This window comes from Legionella gratiana (genome assembly GCF_001467695.1).
Taxonomy (GTDB): domain Bacteria; phylum Pseudomonadota; class Gammaproteobacteria; order Legionellales; family Legionellaceae; genus Legionella; species Legionella gratiana.
Genome location: NZ_LNYE01000029.1, coordinates 700,755 through 723,508, shown reverse-complemented (window position 1 = coordinate 723,508; position 22,754 = coordinate 700,755). Strand labels below are relative to the sequence as shown.

Sequence of the window (22,754 nt, the reverse complement as noted above, 5' to 3'; positions counted from 1 at the left end):
AAAGGATATTATTAGCCTTTAATAAAAAGAATCATGGATAATATAATGCTTATAGCTGGTGTAGATGAAGTAGGACGGGGACCTTTGGCTGGGGCAGTTGTAACGGCTGCAGTTATTTTAAAAGATCCTATAGAAGGGCTTGCGGACTCCAAAAAATTAAGCGCAAAAAGACGAGAATTATTATCATTGCTTATTAAAGAACAAGCTATTGCCTATGCTTATGGTCGGGCGGAAGTCGATGAAATTGATGCGCTTAATATTCATCATGCAACTTTATTGGCAATGCAACGAGCAGTAGAGGCCTTACCCATTAAACCCGATCAGGTATTAGTGGATGGTATACATATTCCTAAGCTAAATATTCCGTGTAAGGCAATCGTGAAAGGTGATGATTTAATTCCTGAAATTAGCGCTGCTTCTATTCTCGCTAAAGTGTATCGTGATGCGGAAATGGAAGCGCTTGATGCAATTTACCCGGGCTATGGTTTTACAGGACACAAAGGATATCCGACAGTTGCTCATCGAGAAGCGTTAAAGCGACTTGGACCAAGTAAGATCCATCGAAAAAGCTTTGCATTAATAGGGGAATTACTTTAATACGAGTTCGCCAGAAAAAATAAAGTAATTTTTTATATCGAACTGTTTTTATTTAATTCCAACTATTAAATAAAATCTTATGTGAGCTAATAGACATCAAGATACCAAAGCTGGCTAAAAAGGTAACCATTGCTGTTCCTCCATAACTCACCAACGGCAATGGAATGCCAACAACAGGAATAATTCCCATGACCATACCAATATTAACAAAACCGGACATGAAGAAAGACATAGCAAGACTCGCTGCTAATAAGCGAGTAAATGTAGTTTGGGCATTAGATGCAATGTGAAGGCTACGTAGGGCAATCATGGCAATAAGAGCAATAATAGCGAATCCCCCTGCAAAGCCAAATTCTTCGCTACTCACAGCAAAAATAAAATCAGTGGCATGTTCCGGTAAAAAATTAAGGTGAGATTGACTTCCTTCTAACCAACCTTTTCCAGCAAGCCCACCCGAACCTATAGCAATTTTTGATTGAATAATATGATATCCTGCACCCAGTGGATCTTGTTCCGGATCAAGCAATGTATATACTCTTTGTTTTTGATAATCATGCATAACATGCCATATGACAGGGATGGACGAGCCTACCAAAAGCATGAGTAAGAGAATTACTTTAAAGCGAATTCCTGCTAAAAATACAACACATAATCCCGCAGCCGAAACCATAATTGCAGTACCTAAATCAGGTTGTTTGGCAATCAATAATGCTGGAACACAGATAATGAGGCTTGCAACTGCAATTGCTTTCAAACTACTGGGACGAGCTTGACGGTCAAAGTACCAAGCAGCCATCATGGGCACTGCTAATTTCATGATTTCAGACGGTTGAAAACGGAATAAACCTAATTCGAGCCAACGTTGAGCTCCTTTACCGATTTTACCCATGAGCATCACTGCAATCAATAAAGTTAACCCTACACTATATATCCATGGCGTCCATATTTTATATTTATGTGGGGGGATAAAACCAAGTACAATCATAATGAGTGATGCAAAAATAAGTCTCATCGATTGTCGTAAGATCATTCCTGTATTCGCATTAGATGCACTGTACAAAATCAAAAGACCAAAACTGATCAGGACAAGCAATAAGCCTAATAAAGGAAAGTCCAGATGTAATGATTTCGCAGTAAAACGATAAACGGGTTTACTATTGAGTCTGTTCATTGGTATTTTTCATCGGATAAAGTTTATAATAAGCATCAAGTACTTTGCGAGCAACTATTGAGGCTGCAACATCATTTTCTACCACCACAGCGATTGCAATTTCTGGTTTTTCAACAGGAGTAAAAGCAATAAACAGTGAATTGTCCCGTAATGCTTCAGGGATATCTTCATATTTGGTCTTTTCATACTGTCTACCACTAAAGACTTGGGCTGTTCCTGTTTTTCCTGCAACAGGATAGGGTGGATTGCGGCCAAAGCGATAACCTGTCCCTTCATTACTGATTAAAACATGATGCATTGCATCTGCAACTATATCCCAGTTTGCTTCATCTTTGAGATAAATAGGGTACTCTTCTACAGGTTTGTATCGTTTTACTTCACCACTGTCACTATTTACAGTTTTTGTTAATAAATGAGGCCTGAATCGACGACCATGTTGACTTAAAGACGCTGTTGCATTAGCCATTTGTAATGGTGTAGCTAACATAAATCCTTGTCCTATTGAGGTAATTAATGTATCACCTGGATACCAGGGGACGCCTTTAGTTTGTTTTTTCCAGCGTATGCTGGGAACGATACCAGAAGCTTCTTCATGGAGATCAATTTGGCTTAAATGGCCTAGGCCAAATTTGACCAGCATGTCTTCAATATTGGAAATACCCATTTTATTGCCTAGTTGATAAAAGTAAGTATCACAAGAAACCGTAATTGCTCTTTTAAAGTTGATCATTCCATGACCCGTTTTTTTCCAGTCTCTATAGATATGGCTGGAGTTAGGTAGTTTATATTTACCAGGATCATAAATTGTTGTCGCTGTAGTTATAAATCCTTTCTCCAAGCCTGCTAAACCGACAAACGGTTTAATTGTTGATGCTGGAGGATATACGCCGCGAACGGCACGGTTAAATAATGGTCTTTGTAAGGTATTAGACAGTTTTTTGTATTCCTTTGAACTGACTCCACCCACAAAAATATTGGGGTCAAAACTAGGGGAGCTTACCATAGCTAGAACTTCACCATTTTTAGTGTTCATTGCTACGACTGCTCCACGTTTCTCTTTTAAGGCCTCATAAGCTGCTTGTTGCAGTCTTATATCAAGGCTTAAATAGAGTTTTGCTCCTGAATGTGGATTAATTTTATTAATTGTTCTAAGCGTACGGCCACTAACATCCGTTTCTACCATCTGATAGCCTACTTTGCCGTGGAGGATATCCTCGTAGTATTTTTCAATCCCAGCTTTGCCAATAAAGTTTGTAGCACGGTAATTAGTTGGATCTACTGTTTTTAATTCTTGAATATTGATTCTACCTACATAGCCAAGAACATGCGCCGTTATTTCGCCTAAAGGGTAGTGACGCATGAGACGAGCTTTAATGCTTACCCCTGGAAAATGGTATTGATTAATGGCAAAAAGAGCGACTTCTTCCTGAGTTAATTTTAATTTAATGGGTATAGGGACAAAGGAACGATTTTGTTTTCGAATTCGCTTGAAATTTTCAATATCGTCTTCAGTAATCGAAGGAATTAGTTTCTGCAATTCAGCTAATGTACGTTCCATATTCTTTAAATGCTCAGGAATAATTTCCAAAACATATACGGGTATATTTTCTGCAAGCAATACGCCATTTCTATCAAGAATAACCCCTCTTGGTGGCGCAATTGGAATGATACTCATTTGATTTTTCAGTGAAAGAGTTTGGTATTTTTTGAATTCAGAAATTTGTAAAAAAGCGAGCCTTAAAATCAGGATTAAAGATAAAATAATAAGAAAAGCGACCAGCAAGTTAATTCGGAACAGTTGATGCTGAGATTCGATTCGATAATTTTTAAATGATTGATTTCGACTCATGACTTACAGTCAGTTAAGTTGGACACAAAAAATCGCATGGTAACTTAAAATGGAGTGGTTTACTACAGATTTACTTGCTTAGCCTTATAAAAGCCATCTCTATGCTTTTATGTCGAACTCACGTTACTTATGATAAGGATGATTATGAATAATAGACCAGGCTCTATATAATGCTTCTAATAAAATAATTCGTACTAAGGGGTGGGGAAGGGTAAGTTTTGATAAGGACCATCGTTCATCACATCGTCTTAGAGTTTCTTGTGAAAGTCCTTCCGGCCCACCTATCAAAAAGCAGAGATGACTCTCTGTATGTTGTAATTGAGAAATTTTAATTGCTAATTCTTCACTGCCGAATGATTTTCCCTCGATTTCTAAAGCAATAATTCGTGCATTATGCGGTAATGATTCTTGAATCAATGCTGATTCTTTTTCTAATATTCGGGTTAAATCAGAAGACTTACTGCGACGAATTAAAGGAATTTCGATGATTTTTAGTTGCATCCCTTCATGAAGTCGTTTCGCAAATTCTTGGGAACCTTGAACTACCCAAGCAGGCATTTTATTGCCTAAAGTGATGATAGTAACTTTTAGCATAGTGTTTGTTAAGGATGTTCTTCCCAAAGACCTTCAAGATTGTAGTATTGTCTGTATTCAGGTTGCATCACATGAACAATAATGTCACTAAAGTCAATTAGCACCCAATCTCCTGTCTCCAAGCCAGTACAATGCATCGCTGGAATTCCTGAGGATTTCATTTCTTCCATTATTTTTTGTGAGATTGCCTTGACATGACGTGATGAACGTCCTGAAGCAATAATCATATAGTCAGTAATCGTTGTTTGTTTGCGGACATCGATAACTTTAACTTCAATTGCTTGGTTGTCATCAAGCAATTGCAATAATTTGTCTAACATGGGATTTTGTTCTGACATATCTTAGGTAGTTATTTATAAAAAAGCGGTGAATGATAACAGTATTTCTTCTATATAAAAAGAGTTATAAGAAGAAACTCTAGTATTAGAAATACTTAATCTGATTTATTCAGTTAAACGGACATGGGTTAATAAAAATTTAATAACCGCAAATAAAACCAGACAACACAAGGCGGCAAGAAAAAGGATACCTAATTGTTGCGCAAATGCAGCAGCGTAAAGTGTTTTTAATACAGCAATGTTCGTTTCGCCAGGAGGAATTGCGGTTAATGCAGCGAGCTTGCCCGATAAGAATCCTCCAATTCCCAAGGAAACAAAAAAGATGCCCATCATGGTGCTGACTTTATTTTTATCAGCTAAAAGTGTGATTGCAGATAATCCTACTGGGGATAATAAGAGCTCGGCTAATGAAAACATTAAATAAGCGGGAATAATTAAAAGCGGCGAGAGTAAGGTGCTCTTATCGGTAAAGTTACTGACCAAAGCGATTACTGCATAGGCTAGAGTAGTAATAAATATTGCCAGCAAAAATTTCTTTCCAATGTTGAGTCCGCGTTCAATTAAATTAAGTTTAAGATTCTTCCGCGACAGAATGAAACCAATAACGAGCATGCCTATGCTTTGGATAGTAACATAATAAGGAGGAGGAAATGCAATGCCGCAAAATTTGGGCTCAACAACTCGTGAAATAAACAAAGTCAGTGACATAAACATTTGAAAATAAAAAGCCCAAAATACCACTGAAATGATACATAATAAACCAATAACCAATGTCTGTCGCGATTGATTAGCGTTTTCTTTGCTCACTGAATATAGAATATAACCAGCAGAAAATAAGACAACCAGTCCAAACATAAGATTAGCTAATTTGGGAGAATTTAAAATATAAAATGACAAAGACCAAAGAAATATCATTAGAGCAATTGCTGCTATGATTTTTTTATATTGAAAAACAAAAGGATTGTAGTCCTGTATGTTATATTTTCGGATTCCATATAAAAAGACAATAAAAGCGATGATCATTCCAATTGCTGCACTGGTAAAAGAAGCAACCCAGCCAAAATGGTCATGTAAAATACTTGGTAAAGTAGTACCTAAAATAATACCGGTTGTTATTCCCATGTAAAAGATGGTAAAGCCACTTTCACGGCGAGGACATCCGGTAAGATATTCATTACCTAAAAGGGATGAAATATTTGGTTTTAACAAACCAGTTCCTACGGCAATAGCAGCAAGTGCTGCAGTAAGCACTGTGGGATTATCTACTAATGATAAGAGACAATAACTCACAAATAAAACCACAGCGCCCAATAAGACAGCTCTTTTTTGGCCAATTAACTTATCAGCTATCCAACCACCAACTACTGGAGAAAGATAGGTTAAAGCGGTAAATGAGCCAACCAGAGCATAAACCTGTTTATCCGGCCATTTGAAATACAATGCCAAATAAAGTGCTAGAAGGGATTGAACTACATAAAAGCCATAACGTTCCCACATTTCAGTTGCGAAAAAGATACGGAGTGATTTTGGATGTTTCTCGTTTTGCACTTTAATAGATACACTTTGAATTCGTTAATTTATATAAGATATCATTTTTTATATTTTTATACAAAGTGTTTTTATAAGTCACACATTGTAAATAAGATAATAAGAGATTGGATTCCATGCTTGCAAAATAAATTTATTATTTTATAACTTACATTGATGTCTATGCTCTTAAATTTCTCTAGTGTATCATGCTTCTATTTTGATTCTCTATAAGGGAGGATTCTGTATGAATGCGAACACTAAAAATCGGATAATTAAAGCTAATCGAGGCACTGAAAAACAAGCTAAAAGTTGGCTTACAGAAGCTGCGCTACGAATGCTTTGCAATAATCTTGATCCCGAAGTAGCAGAGGATCCTGATTCTTTAGTTGTTTATGGAGGATTGGGGAAAGCGGCACGTAATTGGGATTGTTTTGACAAAATTGTTGAGGTTCTTAAGGTCTTAAATGAAGAACAAACATTATTAATTCAATCAGGAAAACCAGTGGGGGTGTTTACTACTCATGAAGATGCTCCTCGGGTTCTCATTGCTAATTCTAATTTAGTTCCTCATTGGGCTAATTGGAACCATTTTAATGAATTAGATAAAAAAGGTCTGATGATGTATGGGCAGATGACTGCGGGTAGTTGGATTTACATTGGATCTCAAGGTATTGTGCAAGGAACATATGAAACTTTTGTTGCTGCGGCTCGTAAGCATTATGGAGGCAGTTTAGAAGGCCGTTGGATTTTAACAGGCGGTCTAGGAGGGATGGGGGGCGCACAAACCTTAGCTGGGACAATGGCAGGAGCGAGTGTTTTGGCTGTTGAATGCGATTTAGCAAGAATTGAAAAGCGTCTTAAAACTAAATACTTAGATCGCTATACCACAGATTTAGATGAAGCTTTAAATTGGATAAACGAATCTTGTCAGAAAAAAACTCCTTTATCTGTTGCTATTTTAGGGAATGCGGCAGAAATTTTTCCGAAGTTGGTAGAGCGAGGGGCTTCTCCAGCTTTAGTTACAGACCAAACCAGTGCTCATGATCCATTAAACGGTTATCTTCCAGCTGGCTGGACTTTAGAACATGCCGCTAAGTTGCGGAAAACTGCTCCTGAAGACGTTGTGGCCGCGGCTAAGAAATCGATGGCACTCCAAGTTCATGCAATGCTGCAATTCCAAAAAAAGGGCATCCCTGTTTTCGATTATGGAAATAACATACGGCAAATGGCTTTTGAGGCAGGAGAAAAAAACGCTTTTGCATTTGAAGGCTTTGTTCCAGCGTACATTCGCCCACTATTCTGTGAAGGAATTGGGCCTTTTAGATGGGTGGCTTTATCAGGAGACCCAGAGGATATTTATGCTACTGATGAAATGGTAAAAAAACTGCTTCCAGACAATCACCATCTGCATCATTGGTTAGATATGGCGAAAAAGAAAATTTCTTTTCAAGGGTTACCAGCCCGAATTTGTTGGGTTGGCTTAAAAGACCGAGCACGCTTAGCACTAGCGTTTAATTGGATGGTTCGAAACGGTGAAGTTAAAGCACCGATTGTGATCGGTCGTGATCATTTAGACTCAGGCTCTGTAGCAAGCCCTAATCGTGAAACAGAAGGAATGATGGATGGCAGCGATGCGGTTTCTGATTGGCCCTTACTCAATGCGCTACTCAATTGTGCCAGTGGTGCAACATGGGTTAGCATTCACCATGGTGGGGGAGTAGGGATGGGTTTTTCACAACATGCAGGAGTTGTTATTGTTGCTGATGGAACAGAAAAAGCTGCACTGCGATTAGCACGAGTTTTGCATAATGACCCAGCTACTGGGGTAATGCGGCATGCAGATGCAGGATACGATAGTGCAAAAAAATGCGCTAAAGAAAATTCGCTCTGGCTGCCTATGGAGATTTAGAGTAGAAGATTCAGGGTAAAGCGAGGTGGGGTCCAGGTTTTATAGAGCACGAATTTTCTGGGTTCGTTTCGTTGCATCCAAGCGATATGTTCTTGAAATAGCAAGGAGTTAATTGAATGTCTGAACATTTTATTCTTCAACCTGGAACGTTGACTTTACAGTCAATTAAGCAAGTTTTAAATCAGCAAATGAAGTGCACTTTAGCTGAAAATGTATTTGCGCAGATTCACGCATCCCATCAAACTGTCAAAAAAGTAATTCTTGATAAAAAGACGGTGTATGGCATTAACACTGGGTTTGGATCTTTAGCCAATCAAACCATCTCTTCAGAAAATTTAAAGCAATTACAAAAAAATATTGTTCTTTCCCATGCTTGTGGTACAGGTGAATTACTTTCCGATGAAATTGTAGCTTTAATATTATTACTAAAAATAAATAATTTAGCACAAGGTTATTCTGGAGTGCGGTTGGAACTGATTGAAACTTTAATTTCTTTATACAATCATAAGATTTACCCTTGTATTCCATCTAAAGGTTCTGTTGGTGCTTCAGGTGATTTAGCTCCTTTAGCCCATATGTCGTTACCTTTATTGGGTGTAGGAGAAGTACGTTATCAAGGGAAAAAAATAAGTGCGGTAGAAGGATTAAAAATTGCGGGTCTAAAACCAATTGAATTAGAAGCTAAAGAGGGGTTGGCTCTTCTAAATGGATTACAAGTTTCAACTGCAATTGCTATAACTGCTTTGTTTGCTACGGAAAATCTGTTTGAAACAGCACTGATAGCAGGTGCATTAACCGTTGATGCTGCCAATGGCAGTGATGTGCCTTTTGATGATCGAATTCAAAAGGTTCGTGGACATGATGCGCAGAGAAGTGTGGCTGCATGTTATAGAGAATTATTAGCAGGAAGTCAGATCAGAGAGTCACATCTTGATTGTGCCCGTGTACAAGATCCCTACTCGTTACGATGCCAACCACAAATTATGGGCGCGATACTCCATCAAATTCAATTTGTGAAGGAGACGTTACAAGTTGAGGTGAATGCTGTTTCTGATAATCCTCTTGTTTTTAGTGAGCAAGGGCAGATTATTTCAGGGGGTAATTTTCATGGCGAAATCGTTGCTATGGCAGCCGATAATCTTGCATTAGCTATAGCTGAAATTGGCTCTAATGCGGAACGTCGTATTGCATTACTTATTGATAAAAACTTTAGTGGGTTACCGGCTTTTTTAATTAAAGAAAGTGGCTTAAATTCAGGTTTTATGATTGCCCATGTGACTGCTGCTGCATGTGCGAGTGAAAACAAGGCACTCGCTCATCCGCATTCAGTAGATAGTTTACCTACTTCAGCTAATCAAGAAGATCATGTTTCCATGGCCACAAGCGCTGCACGAAGATTACACAATATGAATGATAATACCGCAACCATTTTGGCAATTGAATTATTGGCAGCAAGTCAGGGAATAGAATTTCATAAGCCGTTACAATCATCTCGATTATTGGAAGAAGCGTATCAGCGCCTACGAACTTATGTAGAACCCTATGACAGTGATCGCTTTTTTGCACCTGATATTGATCTCATTAAAAAGAAAATTTTAGCCAGAGAGTTTGCAACTCCTTTTTTTCACTTGTGGGATATTGAGGATCCAAAGTGATTGTTGAAATCTATACCGATGGAGCATGTAAAGGAAATCCAGGGCCTGGAGGCTGGGGAGTATTACTCCGCTATAAGGGGCAGGAAAAAACCTTACACGGCGGAGAGGTACATACTACAAATAATCGTATGGAACTTATGGCGGCGATTAAAGGCTTGGAGGCTCTAAAGCGTTCTTGTACTGTAGACCTATATACTGACTCTCAATATTTAAGGCAAGGAATGATGGACTGGCTGCCTAATTGGAAAATGAAGGGATGGCGAAACTCCAAAAAAGAACCGGTAAAGAACGCTGATCTTTGGATGTTACTTGATGAATTAGCTTCTCGTCATCAAATAAATTGGCATTGGGTTAAAGGTCATTCAGGCCATTTGGAAAATGAGCTTGTTGACGCTTTGGCTAATCAAGCTATTGAAGAGTTAAGAGAGTAAAGCATGCGACAAGTTGTTTTAGATACAGAAACTACAGGTATCGGACATGAGCAAGGACATCGTGTTATAGAAATTGGTTGCGTGGAATTGATTGATAGAAAATTAACCAAAAATCATTTTCATGTTTATCTTAATCCACAACGTCTTGTTGATGAGGGCGCGTTTCGTGTTCATGGAATAAGTAACGAATTTTTACAAGACAAACCTATATTTGAAGAGGTTGCTGAAGAGTTTTGGCAGTTTATTAGTGGTGCAGAATTAATTATCCACAATGCACCTTTTGATATCGGTTTTTTAAATTCAGAATTACAGCTTATTAACTGGAATAAGAGGCTTGACGTTTATTGCAAGATTATTGATACCTTAGTTTTAGCAAGAGAGAAATACCCAGGCCAACGTAATAGTTTAGATGCTCTATGTAAGCGATACGGAATTGATCACTTTAATCGTGAGTTGCATGGAGCTTTACTCGATGCTGAAATTTTGGCATTTGTTTATTTGGCAATGACTGGTGGTCAAACCAGCTTATTTGCAGAAGCTGAAGAGACCTCTGTCCGTGTGAAAGCAAAGAATCAAGAAATTGCTGCGCTTAGTTTAGAACATTCAGTAGTCTTAGCAGCCAGCACTGAAGAGCTTGAATCACATCAAGCATTTGTTGCGTTTTTGCACAAAAAAACAGGGATTAATTATTGGGAAGACAACTAATAGAACCGACATAAAAGGCATCTGATCCTTTTATGTCGAGCTACGCTAAAAATAAATTTTCTAGCCTTTATCTCAGCTTATTCAATTTTTTGTGCATTATCTGGTTAACTTTTTGGAATTAAATATTTAATTGCAAAGTCTTTGCCTATACATTCCCCTAGATTTTTTCCCCAAGTGGCTGCGCTTTCATCAGTGAGTTTATCGGGTACGTTTGCATAAATTTGTTGTTGACATTTACTGACACTTTCAGGAATTGCAGCCAGACATTGCTCATGAGTCATTTTGATATCATCAAGTCGTTTTTTCAACTGAGCATCATTCTCGAATCCTTTACAAATAAGCTCTGGTAGTAAAGGAGTAATCGATTTAAACCATTCATCTTTTGAAAGACTTGGAGAAGTGCTAGATGTACTCGTGCTTGTAGTGTCAGTGCTTGTAGTACTAGCGGTGCTAGGGCTATCCGCTTGTGCCGTGTACGGTATTATAGTGCAGCTAATAAAAATAGAGGTTACTGCAGGTATAAGTCTACGCATGATTAATCCTTTTAATAGTGCTCAACTAATATAGTAGAACAATTATTACACTGTTGCTCAAAAATATTTTGTTTTGATCAAAAATTAATCTAAAATAAAGAGTAAAGAGGAATAATACGTAGGAATTATTATGGAAAAGCAAACTCCTGTTTTATCATCACTAACGTTCATTTTACTTATTCCACTAGTGTATTTGTTTTGTTCTTCTCCCGCAGTTGCAAATACTTTTATTTTTAATCCAAATACTCATTCATGGAAAGCTATTAATTCACAAGGTAAAGTGGTTCGTACAGGAAGAGCTTCGGGAGGTAAACGATATTGCCCAGACATACATCGCAGTTGTAAGACCCCATCTGGCGTTTTCACAGTTTGGAGTAAAGGTGGTCCCGGGTGTGTTTCAAGCCGGTATCCCGTAGGTAAAGGCGGCTCACCTATGCCATATTGCATGTTTTTTTCAAAATATTATGCAATACATGGTTCGTATGACGTACCTAATTATAATGCCAGTCATGGATGTATACGTGTGACTCCTAGCGATGCTAAGTGGCTACGTTATCATTTCATTGAAATAGGAACTAAAGTAATTGTGCGTCCTTATTGAATTTAGCAAAACTAAACTTAATTTTTCATCGTACTTAGATGATGGTCTTTTTTATTCTTCATCATTGTCAATGCTAAATGACGAGCCACATCCACAAGTGGTTTTTGCATTCGGATTGCGGATAATAAATTGTTCGCCTTGTATGCCTTGAGTATAATCAATTTCTGCGTCATGCAAATATTGATAGCTCATTGAATCAATGAGAAGTTTTACAGAAGATGTTCCATCTGAGCATTGTTGCACAATGACTGTATCATCTTCATTGATTTCTTCATCGAAACTAAATCCATATTGAAATCCAGAGCAACCTCCACCCGTAATAGAAATACGAAGATTCAAGTTAAAATTATTTTCTTCTTTAATCAACTCAGCTACTTTATCTGCGGCATTAACAGAAAAGCGGATATCACTGGTAGTAGGGGATATATCTATAGCAGCCATTTTAACTCCCGTTGTATCATATAATTATAACGTCAGTTCGATATAAAAAATAAAGTAATTTTTTATATCGAACTGTTTTTATTTAGATCTGGATCCCGTATAAATGCGGCGCATTTTACGGGATAACGTTCGTTTAGCGACCTAAAAGGCATAGAAAAAGCCTTTTAGGTCGAACTCACGTTAATTATAACGTAAATTCAATTGTCGAATTGAATATTATCTAATAATGCGTTCAATAATAGCACCCCCCAAGCATTGGTTTTTATCATAAAAAACGACATATTGCCCTGGGGTAACCGCTCGTTGTGGATTTGAGAACATCACATAATGCTGATTTACATCCTCTGGAGAGATCATACATCCTTGCTCTGCTTGTCTGTATCTTGTTTTTGCATAACAGGTAAGAGGTAATTGGTCCTTACAATCGGCTAACCAATGAATGGGACCACATACGAGACCGTGTGCATAAAGCATCGGATGTTGATTTCCTTGAGCAATATATAAAGTATTACTCGTTATATCCTTATCAACGACATACCAAGGGTCATCCGTTGCGTTTTGTAGTCCACCGATACCTAATCCTTGTCGTTGTCCTAAGGTATAAAACATTAAGCCATCATGTTTTCCCAATACTTTTCCTTCGGTGCTTTTGATTTCTCCTGGTCGAGCTAAGATGAATTCTTGTAGGAAGGATTTAAATCGTTTTTCACCAATAAAACAAATCCCGGTCGAGTCTTTTTTAGCTTGAGTTACTAAACCTAACTTTTGAGCAAATTCTCTAATTTCAGGCTTTGTGTAATCCCCAATGGGAAATAAGGTTTTTGCTAAAGCCTTGGGATCTACGGCATGAAGAAAATAGGTTTGATCTTTATCTCTATCTTTTGCTTTGTATAGATAGCCAATATCTCCGTCTATTACATTTTTGGCATAATGTCCTGTTGCTATATAATCTGCACCGAGGGTTAATGCATGATCTAAAAAAGCTTTAAATTTTATTTCTCTATTACAGAGTACGTCAGGATTTGGAGTTCTTCCTTTTTCATATTCACTTAAAAAATAAGTAAATACATTTTGCCAATATTCTTTAGAAAAATTAACGGTATGTAGAGGAATTCTCAGTTGATTACATACTGCTTGAGCATCGGCTAAATCTTGTGCTGCCGGACAAAATTCATTTTTGTCATCTTGTTCCCAGTTTTTCATAAACAAGCCTTCGACTTGATAGCCTGCTTCTTGTAATAACCATGCTGCAACTGAGGAATCAACTCCTCCAGACATTCCAATAATAACTTTAGCTTTCATAAAATTGAGATACCGCTTAATATTAAACTTAAAAAGTGAAAAAATTTAATTTTACCAGACTTAAACTTTTTCTAGGGTTACAGTAGAGTTTAACTGCTTTTCCATTGTTAAAGCAAAAAATATAACATTCTAGGATATGATAATAATGCTTCACTTACAAGAAATGGTCAAACACGGTTCGCAAAATAGGACAATAATGCTCAGTGAACGCTTGCCTAATTTTATAACTGCTCCATGCTCTTTAGATGTGACTTATTGGGTTGAAGCCAAGGAGGATTTTTACCTCATTTATCTTCATGTTACAGGTAAATTACCTCTTCAATGTCAGCGCTGTCTAGACGAATTTAATTTTCCATATGATAATAAGACAGTGGTTGCTGTATGTCGTAATGATGAGCGCGCAGAGCAAATACTGGAATATTATGAGTGTATTGTTTCTGCTAATTTACAAGTAAGTCTAGAAGACATACTTATTGATGAATTACATCTTTATGCACCACAATTTCATGCGGAAATGAGTGATTGCAGCAGTGAAATAAATCAAATTTTGATGGGAAGAAAGTGAATTTTATTGAAATTTTATCGAATTAACACTAATATTCACGCTTTATGAATGCAAATTGTTTAGGAGTAATACAATGGCTGTACAGCAAAATAAAAAATCACGCTCACGTCGTGATATGCGTCGTTCACATGATGCCTTGACTAAGCCCACACTTTCTGTTGATGCAACTACTGGTGAAACACATCTTCGTCATCACATGACACCAGATGGTTACTATCGTGGTAAAAAGATTATTGATACTGATACCGTATACGAACAAGAGTAATTTTCTTGAAAAATATTACCATTGCAATTGATGCGATGGGTGGGGATCATGGGTTAAGTGTAGTGGTTCCTGCCTGTGTTCGCGCGGCAAAAAATAATCCTGAATTGAAGCTAGTACTTGTTGGGGTTCACGACAAGGTGCACTCTTTTTTTAAAAAATATGGTGTATCATCCTCAGATCAATTTTCCATAGTTCATGCATCAGAAGTAGTCGCTATGGACGAATTGCCTTCTCATGCCTTGCGTAATAAAAAAGATTCTTCCATGCGCGTGGCAATTAACTTAGTTAAAGAAGGCATGGCGCAAGCCTGTGTTAGTGCTGGAAATACAGGTGCCTTAATGGCTACAGCACGGTTTGTCCTTAAGACACTTCCCGGTATTGATAGGCCTGCGATTGTTTCTGAATTGCCAACGAAAACGGGTAGAACTTGGGTCATTGACCTAGGTGCTAATGTTGACTCATGTGCGGAACATTTGTTTCAGTTTGCAGTTATGGGATCTGCATTGGTACAAGCAGTTGCTAATAAGCCTAAACCTAAAATCGCTTTACTCAATATTGGCGTGGAGGAAATGAAAGGAAATGATCAAGTCAAGCGTACTGCACATATGCTTGCTGAGTGTTCAGTAATGAATTATGTGGGCTATGTGGAAGGAGATCATTTTTATACCGGGGACGTAGACTTAGTAGTTTGTGATGGATTTGTAGGTAATGTTGCTTTGAAGGCCAGTGAAGGGCTTGCAAAGCTTTTTGTAAGTTTACTTATGGAATCATTTAATAAAAACTGGTATACCAAACTTTCAGCTTTAATTGCACGTCCGGCATTAAGGCATCTTAAAAGACGATTTGATCCTTCCAGCTATAATGGAGCGAGTATGCTCGGTTTAAATGGCATAGTCGTTAAAAGTCATGGTGGTGCGAATGAACTCGGGTTTCAACATGCGATAGAGCAAGCAGTTCTTGAAGTAAAAAATAATGTGATTGATTTAGTGCGTGCTCAAATAAATGATTTTATAAATCAAGGGTTGCTGTTATGAAAAATGCTGTAATTAGTGGCACTGGAAGTTATATTCCCGAGAAACAACTTACCAATCTTGAATTGGAATCAATGTTAGATACCACTGATGAATGGATTGTTACCCGAACAGGTATAAGCAGTCGTAGCATTGCACAACCTTATGAAACTACATCATATATGGCAGCTCAAGCTGCTGAGCAAGCCTTGAATGCATCAGGTTTAGATGCTAATGAAATTGATTTAATAGTGGTTGCCACCTGTACTCCAGATCATTTTTTTCCTGGGGTAGCATGCTACGTGCAACATGCTTTAAAAATTAAAAAGCCCATACCTGCGTTTGATGTCGGTGCTGCATGTAGTGGTTTTGTGTATGTTATGGATATTGCTAAACAATACATTATGACTGGTGTAGCAAAACATATTCTCGTCATTGGTAGTGAAAGCATGTCTCGGGCAGTGGATTGGACTGACCGAGGAACTTGTGTTCTTTTCGGTGATGGTGCCGGAGCTGTAGTTTTAAGTGCAAGTGATCGACAAGGCATTGTAGGAAGCGTATTACATGCATCTTACGATGCTGAAAAATTATTAAACTTGAGTAATGCTACATTTGATAGTCAACGTGCCATGATAAGTATGCGTGGTAATGAGGTTTTTAAAATTGCGGTCAAATATATGGGCGATGTTGTTGATGAGGTTTTAGAGGTTAGTCAATTGACAAAATCCGATATTCAATGGTTAATTCCTCATCAAGCAAATATGCGCATTATTCAAGCTATAGCTAAGAAGCTAGACCTACCTATGTCTCGAGTAATTGTTACAATAGGCAGTCAAGGTAATACCTCAGCTGCTTCCATTCCTTTGGCTCTAGATCATTCTATTAAGACCAACCAAATAAAGCGAGATGAGTTATTATTGATTGAGTCGTTTGGTGGTGGAATGACTTGGGGAGCTATGATTATTCGCTATTAATTAATTATAAATTTAAAATCTAGTTCGGAGCTATTTTTAATATGGTAAAAACGGCATTTGTATTTCCTGGGCAAGGATCACAATCAATAGGGATGTTGGCTGATTTTGAGCTGCAATATTCTATTATTGTTAAGACTTTTGCTGAAGCATCAGAGGCTGTAGGCTATGACTTATGGAAGCTTATACAACATGGACCTGAAGAAAAGCTCAATCAAACAGAGCATACTCAGGTTGCAATGCTTACAGCAGATGTCGCTGTCTATAGGTTATTGATGCAACAAAATATTACTCAACCATGCATTATAGCTGGTCATAGCTTAGGTGAGTATGCTGCGTTAGTTTGTGCCGATGCTGTATCATTGTTTGATGCTGCTTGCTTGGTCAGCCGTAGAGGACAAGTAATGCAAAATGCAGTGCCTTTAGGTTTAGGAGCCATGGCGGCTCTTGTCGGTTTAACCGATGAACAAGTAAAAAACTTATGTGACCAAGCAAGTCGAACCAATGAAGTAGTTACTCCGGCAAACTATAATGCAATTGGACAAGTTGTTGTTGCCGGTCATACTCCAGCAGTAACACGAATTTTGGGATTAGCTGAAGAAGCTGGGGCTCGACTAGCTAAAATAATTCCTGTAAGTGTCCCATGTCACTGTCCTTTATTGTCTGAAGCAGCGACGCTTTTTGGTGAATACTTAGCTAAAGTAGAATTTAAAAAGCCAAAAATTGATGTTGTTAGTAATGTTGATATAAGTATTTATCATTCAGCAGAACATATACGTAAAAAACTGCAAGAGCAATTATATAGTCCTGTGCGATGGGTAGAGACGATACAATTTTTTAAACAGAAGGATGTAGCGCTTGTTCTTGAGTGCGGGCCAGGAAAAGTGCTTAGTGGTTTAATTAAACGAATAGATAGAAGCTTAAATACTATTAGTGTTTACGATACTATCAGCCTTGAACAAGTTGAGGAGCAATTTGCATAATCGGCGAAAATTCTTAAAAATAATCAAGTTTTGCCAAGTAACAGAGTGCTCAACAAACTATGTTTCTCAGACAAGCATGAACATAGGCGGGACGGGTGTAAGATGAACATTTTCTATTAGAGGAAATTAAATGATCAATTTAGAGGGGAAAATTGCCTTAGTTACGGGGGCAAGCCGAGGAATAGGTCAAGCAATTGCTTTGAAATTAGCACAACAAGGAGCTTTTGTTTTCGGTACGGCAACTACAGAACAAGGTGCTCAATCAATCAATGCATGTTTTGAGAAAGAAAAATTATCTGGAAAAGGTCTAGTGCTTGATGTAACTAGTTCAGAGCAAATAGAAGAGGTGATAGGGCAATTGAATCATGAACATCAATCTCCTTCAATATTAGTGAATAATGCTGGAGTCACCTCAGATAACTTATTGTTACGTATGGATGATGATGAATGGTATAAGGTCATTGAAACCAATTTGAATTCCATATATAAGATGACTAAAATTTGCATAAAATCGATGTTTCGAGCACGATGGGGACGAATTATTTCCATTGGCTCAGTTGTTGGTTCAAGTGGCAATTCAGGCCAAGTCAATTATACTGCTGCTAAAGCAGGTATTATTGGTTTCAGTAAATCTTTAGCACAGGAAGTAGGAAGCAGAGGGATTACTGTTAATGTTGTTGCACCTGGTTTTATTGATACCGATATGACTGCTTCATTACCGGATATGGTAAAAGAAGAAATGCTAAAAAGAATCCCCATGCGAAAGCTTGGCGAACCATCTGATATCGCTGAAGCGGTTGCTTTTCTTGCATCGGAAAGTGCTAAATATATCACAGGTGAAACAATTCATGTCAATGGTGGCATGTATATGAGTTAATGCACTTGCGTTATCTGTATAAATGAATAAACTATACCACTTCCATTTAACTTTGACTGTTTTTTGTGGGAATAGATGCTAAATTTAAATAATTAACGTGAGTTCGACATAAAAGGTGTTTCTGTGCCTTTTACATCGCTAAATGAACTGACATTAGTTTAGTGATTTAATGTGTTAATACTTACAAATTCAATGTAATTTATTGACGCTCTTGTCAAGCAGTTAAAATTAAGTGGAAGTAGTATGGTAAAATACCTATAGTTTTTAATATTTCTATCAACCGAAAGAGGAAAATCAAGTTATGAGTACAGTTGAAGAGCGTGTTCGCAAAATTGTTGTTGAACAGTTGGGTGTTAAAGAAGAGGAATTAAGAAATGATGCATCATTTGTTGATGACTTAGGTGCTGATTCTTTAGATACTGTGGAATTGGTTATGGCTCTTGAAGAAGAATTTGAAACAGAAATTCCTGATGAAAAAGCTGAGAAAATTACCACAATTCAAGAAGCGATTGATTATATTGAATCTAATTTAAATAAAGAAGAAGCATAATTGCTTTTATCTCTTCTCTTGCCGTTGTGTAAGAGGTAGAGTTTGTTTTAAGGAGCATTCATTGAATAAGCGGCGTGTAGTAGTTACTGGCATGGGTATGATTACTCCTGTTGGACTTAATGTAAAAGAAACTTGGCAGAATATATTAGCCGGTGTGAGTGGTGTAGTTTTAGCAGAAGAATTTGATCCAAATGAATACAGCACACGAATATGGGCTAAGGTTAAGAATTTTAACATTGAAAACTATGTTCCGCTTAAAGATGCTCGTAAAATGGATGTGTTTACCCAATATGGTCTTGCTGCTGCTGACGAAGCAATACTTGATTCGGGTTTAAAAATTGATGCTGATTTATCAAGGCGTATTGGTGTCGCAGTGGGTGCAGGTATTGGCGGTATTCAAACCATCACGAATAACCAAGATAAACTTATGGCAGGTGGAGCTCGAAAAGTTTCTCCATTTTTTATTCCGGCGGGTATTATCAATATGGTTGCCGGACAGATTTCAATTAGACATCAGCTTAAAGGCCCTAATATTTCTGTAGTTACTGCGTGTACTACAGGAACGCATAACATTGGTCTTGCTGGACGAATGATTGCTTATGGCGATGCTGATGTTATGGTATGCGGCGGAGCTGAAATGACTTTAACTCCACTGTGTTTAGCTGGATTCTCTGCAGTACGCTCTTTATCCAAACGCAATGATGAACCTGAGAAAGCATCGCGACCTTTCGATAAAGATAGAGATGGTTTCGTCATGGGAGAAGGAGCTGGTATTCTAGTATTAGAAGAATATGAACATGCAAAAGCTCGTGGTGCAAAAATATATGGAGAGCTTGTTGGTTTTGGTATGTCTGGAGATGCTTACCATATCACTGCGCCTGATGAAGATGCCGATGGCGCGGCTCGTGCAATGGAGGCGGCTATACATGATGCGCATATAGATGTAGAGCAAATTGATTATATTAATGCACACGGTACATCGACCTATCTCAACGATTTAAATGAAACGAAAGCCATTAAGCGTGTCTTCAAGCAACATGCTTATGAGTTAGCTGTGAGCTCTACAAAATCAATGACTGGGCATTTGCTCGGTGCTGCTGGATCGGTAGAAGCGATATTTAGCATTTTGGCAATAAGGGATCAAATTATTCCACCGACCATTAATTTGGATAATCCAGATGAAGAATGCGATTTGAACTATGTGCCTCATACTCCCCAAAAACGAGAGATCAATTATGTTCTTAGCAATTCATTAGGTTTTGGCGGAACTAATGGCAGTCTCATATTTAAACGGATCTAAATGGTATTTTTAAGACATAAAAAGTGGTTATTCTCTATTGCAATGCTGTTTTTTATGTCGGGCATGTTTTTTCTTGTGAATATCTATATTCAGATAGCAAAACCGCTCATTCCTATTCAAGGGGTTCCGGTGGTTATCACTCTTGATCGTACTGCTACGGCTTCACAATTTGTACACACTTTAAAAGAAAAAAATTTAATTCCATCAAGATCTCCTCTGCTCATGGTGATTCGATTCACAGGCCTCTCTTCAAAACTTAAAGCTGGAATATACCAAATAAAACCTGGTGAAACGGCGCTACAATTGCTTCATCGAGTTGTAGATGGGGATGTTTTAACACAAAATTTTACAATTATTGCAGGAACTACCCAACAAAAAGTAACTCAAGACTTGGCGAAAGCAGCTTATCTAAATTATCAACCGGGTGATTGGAATGATATCCAAGGTAATTATTCTAATGCTGAAGGATTATTGCTTGCAGATACTTATCAATACCAAGGTGGAAGTAGTAGTAAGAGCTTATTAGAACAGGCAAATCGTAATTTAATTATCTATTTGAATAAGTGCTGGGCTAACAGAGCGCCTCACTTGCCTTATAAAAACCCTTATGAATTACTCACAGCAGCTTCGATTATCGAAAAGGAAACTGCTATTCCACAAGAGCGAAAGCTCATTGCAGGGGTAATGATTAATCGTTTAAATAAAAACATGCCATTACAGATGGATCCCACCGTCATTTATGGTTTAGGCACGGCATACACTGGGAAACTGTCCCATGATGATATGCAAATTGATTCACCATATAACTCATATCGTTATAGAGGCTTACCTCCAACTCCTATTGCTATGGTAGATAAAGAATCTTTGGATGCAGCAGCTCATCCTCAACTATCTAATTATTTATATTTTGTTGCTAAAGGCGATGGAACACATCAGTTTTCAGAAACTTATCAGCAACAAAAACAAGCAATTAACCAATACAAACGAAAGGACTCCTAATGCCATCTTCAAATGGGAAGTTAATTGTTATTGAAGGATTAGAAGGTGCTGGAAAATCCACAGCAGTAAATACATTGATCGACCTATTAGCCAATAGACGGATTAAAACAATCACTACACGTGAGCCTGGAGGTACTGCTATTGGTGAGATTTTACGTAATCTCATAAAAAATCCTGATTATCGTGATGTTTTAGATGATCGTAGTGAATTATTACTCCTTTATACAGCAAGAATCCAATTACTGAAACAAGTTATTGAACCTGCATTGCAAAGAGGTATTTGGGTTATTGCTGATCGATTTGAATTATCCACTATGGCTTATCAGGGTGGTGGTCGTGGATTGGATCAAGAGATGATTAAGCATCTGTCTTCTTTTTCATTACAAGGACTAAAACCTGATTTGACTTTATATTTAGATATCAGCCCTGAGGAAGGAATGCAGCGCGTTAAATCGAGGGGTTCTCTTGATAGAATTGAGCAACAATCAATCGAATTTTTTCATCGAGTGCATGAAAGTTATCTTCGCCATATCCGCATGAACGCTAATATCGTGAGTATTAATGCAAGACTTCCCTTACAGGATGTACAATTGGCAATTCAAAATGTAATAAATGAGTTTATAGAGCATCAGCTATGATCGATAATACTCATAGCTCCAAAACCTCTTTATATGAAGAAAAATATCTGTCGCAGTGGAAGCAAATTCAATTAGCATGGCAAAATGAACGTATGCCTCAAGGAATGTTATTTGTTGGTTCATTAGATTCTGCTCTTATTGATTTTATTCAAAAATTTTCTCAATTCGTTTTTTGTAAAAAAAAAGAAACGAAACCTTGTGGTGAATGCATTGATTGCCAACTGATTATTAGTTCTGAGCACCCTGATCTGCAGTGGATTAAACCCGAAAAAAAAGGTGGGCCAATCAAGCTTGATCCAATAAGAGAGTTACACGATTATTTTTATTTGGCGCCGCAGCGATCAAGCCATCGGTTGATTGTTATTGAATCCGCTGAACGAATGAATATCTCAGCAGCAAATTCATTATTAAAAATTTTGGAAGAGCCTCCCCAACATACCCTGTTTTTGTTGGTGGCTCAACAATTGAGTACTGTATTACCTACCGTTTTAAGTCGTTGTCAGATACTGCATTTTGCATCATGTGTTGATCTATTCACCACAAATCTGCTGCGATTGGGGGAATATTACCCGCGAGACTCGGAACAAGCAATGATTGTTAAACAAGCAGAATTTATCTTAGATGGTTTGATTTCTGTGATTAAAGAAGAAGTGTATCCGTGTATGGTAGCCAGTCAGTGGAGCCAATTTGAGCTTAATACTTTATTGTGGTTTTTGTATTTGACTTATTCACAAATACAAGTAATACAAATTAATGGAACTTTAGATATTGGACCTGCACTTCATCAATTGCAACGCTTAGCCACTTTATTAAGTCCAATTATGATTTTTGCTCAAATCGATAGAATAAATGCATTGCAGCGAAAATTGAGCCATAATATTCATGTGAATCAAACTTTAGCATTAGAGGATTTATTGTTGGCTGTTCACGGTGAATAAGG

General features: G+C 37.7%; 25 protein-coding genes. 17 read left to right on the top strand and 8 right to left on the bottom strand.

Annotated features, from left to right (window positions below):
• Window positions 1-45 precede the first annotated feature (45 nt).
• Window positions 46-597 (top strand): ribonuclease HII, encoded by a 552-nt coding sequence (rnhB, locus tag Lgra_RS16205; RefSeq protein ID WP_058500187.1) that lies wholly within the window; start codon window positions 46-48, stop codon window positions 595-597.
• 52 nt (window positions 598-649) lie between these two features.
• On the opposite strand, the gene rodA is transcribed toward rnhB, so the two are convergent.
• The 5 genes from rodA to Lgra_RS16180 form a co-directional block, all read right to left on the bottom strand.
• A complete protein-coding gene (gene rodA, locus Lgra_RS16200) occupies window positions 650-1,768 on the bottom strand; it encodes a rod shape-determining protein RodA (protein WP_058500186.1) in 1,119 nt (372 codons plus the stop codon).
• Window positions 1,752-3,617: a penicillin-binding protein 2 gene (gene mrdA, locus Lgra_RS16195; protein ID WP_058500185.1), complete on the bottom strand. Its 1,866-nt coding sequence runs from the start codon at window positions 3,615-3,617 to the stop codon at window positions 1,752-1,754. Before mrdA ends, rodA begins: the two co-directional genes overlap by 17 nt.
• A gap of 123 nt (window positions 3,618-3,740) precedes the next feature.
• On the bottom strand, window positions 3,741-4,211 hold the full coding sequence (gene rlmH / locus Lgra_RS16190; RefSeq protein WP_058500184.1) for a 23S rRNA (pseudouridine(1915)-N(3))-methyltransferase RlmH: 471 nt from the start codon (window positions 4,209-4,211) through the stop codon (window positions 3,741-3,743).
• Window positions 4,212-4,219: 8 nt separating this feature from the next.
• On the bottom strand, window positions 4,220-4,549 hold the full coding sequence (gene rsfS / locus Lgra_RS16185) for a ribosome silencing factor (RefSeq protein WP_058500183.1): 330 nt from the start codon (window positions 4,547-4,549) through the stop codon (window positions 4,220-4,222).
• 105 nt (window positions 4,550-4,654) lie between these two features.
• The gene (locus Lgra_RS16180) at window positions 4,655-6,097 is read right to left on the bottom strand and encodes a peptide MFS transporter (RefSeq protein ID WP_083502922.1); all 1,443 of its coding nucleotides are present in this window, start codon (window positions 6,095-6,097) and stop codon (window positions 4,655-4,657) included.
• Window positions 6,098-6,323: 226 nt separating this feature from the next.
• On the opposite strand from Lgra_RS16180, the gene hutU reads away from it, so the two are divergent.
• The 4 genes from hutU (at window position 6,324) to dnaQ (ending at window position 10,779) form a co-directional block, all read left to right on the top strand.
• Window positions 6,324-7,988: a urocanate hydratase gene (hutU, locus tag Lgra_RS16175; RefSeq protein ID WP_058500182.1), complete on the top strand. Its 1,665-nt coding sequence runs from the start codon at window positions 6,324-6,326 to the stop codon at window positions 7,986-7,988.
• Between the two features lie 116 nt (window positions 7,989-8,104).
• A complete protein-coding gene (gene hutH / locus Lgra_RS16170; protein WP_058500181.1) occupies window positions 8,105-9,643 on the top strand; it encodes a histidine ammonia-lyase in 1,539 nt (512 codons plus the stop codon).
• Window positions 9,640-10,074: a ribonuclease HI gene (rnhA, locus tag Lgra_RS16165; RefSeq protein WP_058500180.1), complete on the top strand. Its 435-nt coding sequence runs from the start codon at window positions 9,640-9,642 to the stop codon at window positions 10,072-10,074. The genes hutH and rnhA overlap by 4 nt, the downstream gene beginning before the upstream one ends.
• A gap of 3 nt (window positions 10,075-10,077) precedes the next feature.
• On the top strand, window positions 10,078-10,779 hold the full coding sequence (gene dnaQ, locus Lgra_RS16160; protein WP_058500179.1) for a DNA polymerase III subunit epsilon: 702 nt from the start codon (window positions 10,078-10,080) through the stop codon (window positions 10,777-10,779).
• A gap of 104 nt (window positions 10,780-10,883) precedes the next feature.
• On the opposite strand, the gene Lgra_RS16155 is transcribed toward dnaQ, so the two are convergent.
• Window positions 10,884-11,312, bottom strand: a complete 429-nt coding sequence (locus Lgra_RS16155) for a hypothetical protein (RefSeq protein ID WP_058500178.1) — start codon at window positions 11,310-11,312, stop codon at window positions 10,884-10,886.
• A 130-nt stretch (window positions 11,313-11,442) separates the two neighbouring features.
• Here Lgra_RS16155 and Lgra_RS16150 point away from each other — a divergent pair, with 130 nt between their 5' ends.
• Window positions 11,443-11,913, top strand: coding sequence for a L,D-transpeptidase (locus Lgra_RS16150; protein ID WP_058500177.1), 471 nt, complete (start codon window positions 11,443-11,445; stop codon window positions 11,911-11,913).
• Between the two features lie 51 nt (window positions 11,914-11,964).
• Here the strand turns inward: Lgra_RS16150 and erpA are convergent, their stop codons facing one another.
• Window positions 11,965-12,354: an iron-sulfur cluster insertion protein ErpA gene (gene erpA / locus Lgra_RS16145; RefSeq protein WP_058500176.1), complete on the bottom strand. Its 390-nt coding sequence runs from the start codon at window positions 12,352-12,354 to the stop codon at window positions 11,965-11,967.
• Between the two features lie 216 nt (window positions 12,355-12,570).
• Entirely contained in the window at window positions 12,571-13,677 is a 1,107-nt protein-coding gene (gene mnmA, locus Lgra_RS16140; protein WP_274519574.1) for a tRNA 2-thiouridine(34) synthase MnmA, read from the bottom strand.
• 124 nt (window positions 13,678-13,801) lie between these two features.
• Here mnmA and Lgra_RS16135 point away from each other — a divergent pair, with 124 nt between their 5' ends.
• The 11 genes from Lgra_RS16135 to Lgra_RS16085 all read left to right on the top strand — a co-directional run bounded on the left by Lgra_RS16135 (window position 13,802) and on the right by Lgra_RS16085 (window position 22,752).
• The gene (locus tag Lgra_RS16135; RefSeq protein WP_058500174.1) at window positions 13,802-14,221 is read left to right on the top strand and encodes a YceD family protein; all 420 of its coding nucleotides are present in this window, start codon (window positions 13,802-13,804) and stop codon (window positions 14,219-14,221) included.
• A gap of 73 nt (window positions 14,222-14,294) precedes the next feature.
• Window positions 14,295-14,486: a 50S ribosomal protein L32 gene (rpmF, locus tag Lgra_RS16130; protein WP_003631757.1), complete on the top strand. Its 192-nt coding sequence runs from the start codon at window positions 14,295-14,297 to the stop codon at window positions 14,484-14,486.
• A 5-nt stretch (window positions 14,487-14,491) separates the two neighbouring features.
• Window positions 14,492-15,520 (top strand): phosphate acyltransferase PlsX, encoded by a 1,029-nt coding sequence (plsX, locus tag Lgra_RS16125; protein WP_058500173.1) that lies wholly within the window; start codon window positions 14,492-14,494, stop codon window positions 15,518-15,520.
• Window positions 15,517-16,470, top strand: a complete 954-nt coding sequence (locus Lgra_RS16120; RefSeq protein WP_058500172.1) for a beta-ketoacyl-ACP synthase III — start codon at window positions 15,517-15,519, stop codon at window positions 16,468-16,470. The genes plsX and Lgra_RS16120 overlap by 4 nt, the downstream gene beginning before the upstream one ends.
• A 41-nt stretch (window positions 16,471-16,511) precedes the next feature.
• Window positions 16,512-17,450 carry an ACP S-malonyltransferase gene (fabD, locus tag Lgra_RS16115; protein WP_058500171.1) on the top strand — a complete coding sequence of 313 codons (939 nt, stop codon included), beginning with the start codon at window positions 16,512-16,514 and terminating at the stop codon, window positions 17,448-17,450.
• Window positions 17,451-17,580: 130 nt separating this feature from the next.
• Window positions 17,581-18,327 (top strand): 3-oxoacyl-ACP reductase FabG, encoded by a 747-nt coding sequence (gene fabG / locus Lgra_RS16110; protein ID WP_058500170.1) that lies wholly within the window; start codon window positions 17,581-17,583, stop codon window positions 18,325-18,327.
• A gap of 301 nt (window positions 18,328-18,628) precedes the next feature.
• On the top strand, window positions 18,629-18,877 hold the full coding sequence (gene acpP, locus Lgra_RS16105; protein ID WP_058500169.1) for an acyl carrier protein: 249 nt from the start codon (window positions 18,629-18,631) through the stop codon (window positions 18,875-18,877).
• 61 nt (window positions 18,878-18,938) lie between these two features.
• Entirely contained in the window at window positions 18,939-20,177 is a 1,239-nt protein-coding gene (gene fabF, locus Lgra_RS16100) for a beta-ketoacyl-ACP synthase II (RefSeq protein WP_058500168.1), read from the top strand.
• Entirely contained in the window at window positions 20,178-21,176 is a 999-nt protein-coding gene (gene mltG / locus Lgra_RS16095; protein WP_058500167.1) for an endolytic transglycosylase MltG, read from the top strand.
• The gene (tmk, locus tag Lgra_RS16090) at window positions 21,176-21,814 is read left to right on the top strand and encodes a dTMP kinase (protein ID WP_058500166.1); all 639 of its coding nucleotides are present in this window, start codon (window positions 21,176-21,178) and stop codon (window positions 21,812-21,814) included. The genes mltG and tmk overlap by 1 nt, the downstream gene beginning before the upstream one ends.
• On the top strand, window positions 21,811-22,752 hold the full coding sequence (locus Lgra_RS16085) for a DNA polymerase III subunit delta' C-terminal domain-containing protein (protein WP_058500165.1): 942 nt from the start codon (window positions 21,811-21,813) through the stop codon (window positions 22,750-22,752). The genes tmk and Lgra_RS16085 overlap by 4 nt, the downstream gene beginning before the upstream one ends.
• The last annotated feature ends 2 nt before the right edge of the window (window positions 22,753-22,754 follow it).

Excerpts from the sequence above, each read along its gene's own strand:
- mltG (WP_058500167.1), top strand. The coding sequence starts at position 20,178 with ATGGTATTTTTAAGACATAAAAAGTGGTTATTCTCTATTGCAATGCTG.
- Lgra_RS16085 (WP_058500165.1), top strand. The coding sequence starts at position 21,811 with ATGATCGATAATACTCATAGCTCCAAAACCTCTTTATATGAAGAAAAA.
- rsfS (WP_058500183.1), bottom strand. The coding sequence starts at position 4,549 with ATGTCAGAACAAAATCCCATGTTAGACAAATTATTGCAATTGCTTGAT.
- erpA (WP_058500176.1), bottom strand. The coding sequence starts at position 12,354 with ATGGCTGCTATAGATATATCCCCTACTACCAGTGATATCCGCTTTTCT.
- Lgra_RS16120 (WP_058500172.1), top strand. The coding sequence starts at position 15,517 with ATGAAAAATGCTGTAATTAGTGGCACTGGAAGTTATATTCCCGAGAAA.
- fabG (WP_058500170.1), top strand. The coding sequence starts at position 17,581 with ATGATCAATTTAGAGGGGAAAATTGCCTTAGTTACGGGGGCAAGCCGA.
- Lgra_RS16150 (WP_058500177.1), top strand. The coding sequence starts at position 11,443 with ATGGAAAAGCAAACTCCTGTTTTATCATCACTAACGTTCATTTTACTT.
- hutH (WP_058500181.1), top strand. The coding sequence starts at position 8,105 with ATGTCTGAACATTTTATTCTTCAACCTGGAACGTTGACTTTACAGTCA.
- tmk (WP_058500166.1), top strand. The coding sequence starts at position 21,176 with ATGCCATCTTCAAATGGGAAGTTAATTGTTATTGAAGGATTAGAAGGT.
- acpP (WP_058500169.1), top strand. The coding sequence starts at position 18,629 with ATGAGTACAGTTGAAGAGCGTGTTCGCAAAATTGTTGTTGAACAGTTG.
- rodA (WP_058500186.1), bottom strand. The coding sequence starts at position 1,768 with ATGAACAGACTCAATAGTAAACCCGTTTATCGTTTTACTGCGAAATCA.
- dnaQ (WP_058500179.1), top strand. The coding sequence starts at position 10,078 with ATGCGACAAGTTGTTTTAGATACAGAAACTACAGGTATCGGACATGAG.
- rpmF (WP_003631757.1), top strand. The coding sequence starts at position 14,295 with ATGGCTGTACAGCAAAATAAAAAATCACGCTCACGTCGTGATATGCGT.
- hutU (WP_058500182.1), top strand. The coding sequence starts at position 6,324 with ATGAATGCGAACACTAAAAATCGGATAATTAAAGCTAATCGAGGCACT.
- mrdA (WP_058500185.1), bottom strand. The coding sequence starts at position 3,617 with ATGAGTCGAAATCAATCATTTAAAAATTATCGAATCGAATCTCAGCAT.
- Lgra_RS16135 (WP_058500174.1), top strand. The coding sequence starts at position 13,802 with ATGCTTCACTTACAAGAAATGGTCAAACACGGTTCGCAAAATAGGACA.
- rnhB (WP_058500187.1), top strand. The coding sequence starts at position 46 with ATGCTTATAGCTGGTGTAGATGAAGTAGGACGGGGACCTTTGGCTGGG.
- Lgra_RS16155 (WP_058500178.1), bottom strand. The coding sequence starts at position 11,312 with ATGCGTAGACTTATACCTGCAGTAACCTCTATTTTTATTAGCTGCACT.
- fabD (WP_058500171.1), top strand. The coding sequence starts at position 16,512 with ATGGTAAAAACGGCATTTGTATTTCCTGGGCAAGGATCACAATCAATA.
- rlmH (WP_058500184.1), bottom strand. The coding sequence starts at position 4,211 with ATGCTAAAAGTTACTATCATCACTTTAGGCAATAAAATGCCTGCTTGG.